Genomic DNA, 2,073 nt, shown 5'->3' on the forward strand with positions numbered 1-2,073 from the left:
GGCGGCGGTCGTGCGACAGGGGTGGGGGTGGTGTGAGTGGGCCGCGAGGGTTGCGTGAGGCGCATATGTTCGATGGTGTCCCAACTCCCCTTGCAGGGAAGGGAAAGATGCCGGGCCCACTGTTCCGCCAGTGCGGTTCCGGCGTACTTTTCCTGTGTCGTGAATTCCCGTGGCGTGAACGGCACCACTCACCACACCCGAACGCCGTACGGGACGGCGGAGGCCGCCCATGGAACCCATGGAGGGGAAGACCATGCAGAAGCCGGGGAAGCAGGGCGAGCGCAGCCCGGGAAAGGGCGGACTCCCGTGGAGCGACCGCGGGCAGACCGCGATCGAGTACCTGGGGATCATCGCGGTGGTCGTCGCGATCGTCCTCGTCCTGACACGGACGGACTTCGGCAACGCGATCGCGAGCGCCATCTCGGACAAGATCTCCCAGGTGACGAGCGGCTGACGGAAGGCTTCCGCCAAGCCCCGTCAGGGGCGGGGGGCGGCGTTGCGTCATGCGGCTCCGCCGCGTGGGCGCGATCGGCTACCACGGACCGTCAGCCGCGCGCGGAGCGCAAGTGGCACCCCGGTGGGCTCCCCCTCCCGCGGGGCCACGGCGACGCGGGCCAAGCCTTCCCGATCTACATCACCGCGGTCGCCGCCCTGCTCTTCCTCGCCCTCGCCTTCTTCGCCGTGGGCCAGGCCGGGGCCAACAAGAACGGTGCGCAGACCGCCGCGGACGCGGCCGCCCTCGCCGCGGCCCAGAGCTACCGCGACCAGCTGAGCACGGGCCTGCTGGGCGCCCTCGCGGGCGGCGCCTGGGCGGACTGGCTCTCCGGCCGCTCGGGCGACCCCGGAACCGCCTGCGGCGAGGCCGACGCCTACGCCCGTGACAACGGTGCCGAGCTCGTCGGGGGCTGCACGGCGACGGGCCTCCTCCCGGCGGCGTTCGAGGTCACCGTACGGGCCTCCGGGTCCGTCGGCCGTTCCGTCGTTCCCGGCACCGAGAACACCCACGCGACGGCCAGGGCACGGGCCGTCGTGGAGCCGCGCTGCACCGGAATCCCCGCGGAGGGCCGGAAACCACCCGTCGACATCGTGTGCGACGGCCGACTGCTGACGATCGACCCGGCGCACCCCGACGACCTCGCGCGGGCCGTCCGGGGGCTCTTCGCCGTACGGCTCGCCGACCGGGCCGGGTGAGGGGACCGGTCCCGGGCGGACCGAACCGGCTGGGCGGGCCGTACGAGCCGACTGACGAGCCGACTGACGAGCCTTCTGAACCGACTGAAAGGACCACACCGGCATGGCTGAGTCCACAACGTCCCCGGGGGCCGCGCGAGACGCGAGGGAGGGCCGCCACAGAAGCCGTGGAAGCCATGGAAACCGCGGGAGCCGTACGAGCCGTGGAGGCCGCACCGCGGTGTGCGCGGCGGTGGCCCTCACGGCGGCCCTGGCCGGGGCCCTCACCGGCTGCGGGAGCGACGACCACTCCTCGGATTCCTCCGCCGCCTCCGCCAAGAAATCGGCGAGCCCCTCGTCCGGCCGCAGCGCCAAGAACGCCACGGGCGGAGAGGCGATAGGTGAGATGAAGGGCCCCGACGGCGTCACCATCGCCCTGACCTCGGTCGCCCGGGACAGCGGTGGCTTCGTCACCGTGAGCGGCACCCTCACCAACCGAGGGAGCAAGCCCTTCAACGCCGTCCACTGGTCGTCGAAGGAGACGGAGATGAAGTCCCGCTCCTCCATCTCGGGTGCCTCGCTCGTCGATTCGACCGGCAAGAAGCGCTATCTGGTGCTGCGGGACACGGACGGCGAGTGCCTGTGCAGTACGGGCCTGACCAACGTCAAACCACAGGAGGACCGGCCCGTCTTCGCGCAGTTCCCCGCACCGCCGGACAGCGTCACGGAGGTCGACTTCCAATTGCCGACCATGCCGTCGGTCCGCGTCAGGCTCTCGGGGTGACCCACCCCATGCGGATCTCTCGCCTCAGCTGCGGCACGGCAGTCGCCGTGGCCCTCTCCGCGGCCGCCCTGATGGTCACCGCCCCCGTCGCCCCCGCCCGCGCGGACAGCGGACCCGGC

General features: G+C 72.1%; 3 protein-coding genes. All 3 read left to right on the forward strand.

Annotated features, from left to right (window positions below):
• The first annotated feature begins 253 nt into the window (after window positions 1-253).
• The 3 genes from K6I34_RS36155 to K6I34_RS36165 all read left to right on the forward strand — a co-directional run bounded on the left by K6I34_RS36155 (window position 254) and on the right by K6I34_RS36165 (window position 1,954).
• The gene (locus K6I34_RS36155; protein ID WP_229332262.1) at window positions 254-454 is read left to right on the forward strand and encodes a hypothetical protein; all 201 of its coding nucleotides are present in this window, start codon (window positions 254-256) and stop codon (window positions 452-454) included.
• Window positions 451-1,191, forward strand: coding sequence for a pilus assembly protein TadG-related protein (locus K6I34_RS36160; protein ID WP_308294108.1), 741 nt, complete (start codon window positions 451-453; stop codon window positions 1,189-1,191). The genes K6I34_RS36155 and K6I34_RS36160 overlap by 4 nt, the downstream gene beginning before the upstream one ends.
• Before the next feature lie 220 nt (window positions 1,192-1,411).
• Complete coding sequence (locus K6I34_RS36165; RefSeq protein WP_229332261.1) at window positions 1,412-1,954, forward strand: hypothetical protein; 543 nt, start codon at window positions 1,412-1,414, stop codon at window positions 1,952-1,954.
• Window positions 1,955-2,073: the final 119 nt, after the last annotated feature.

This window comes from Streptomyces sp. UNOC14_S4, assembly GCF_020740835.1.
In the GTDB taxonomy this organism is placed as follows: domain Bacteria; phylum Actinomycetota; class Actinomycetes; order Streptomycetales; family Streptomycetaceae; genus Streptomyces.

Coding starts and splice junctions, on each gene's coding strand:
- K6I34_RS36155 (WP_229332262.1), top strand. CDS start 254: ATGCAGAAGCCGGGGAAGCAGGGCGAGCGCAGCCCGGGAAAGGGCGGA.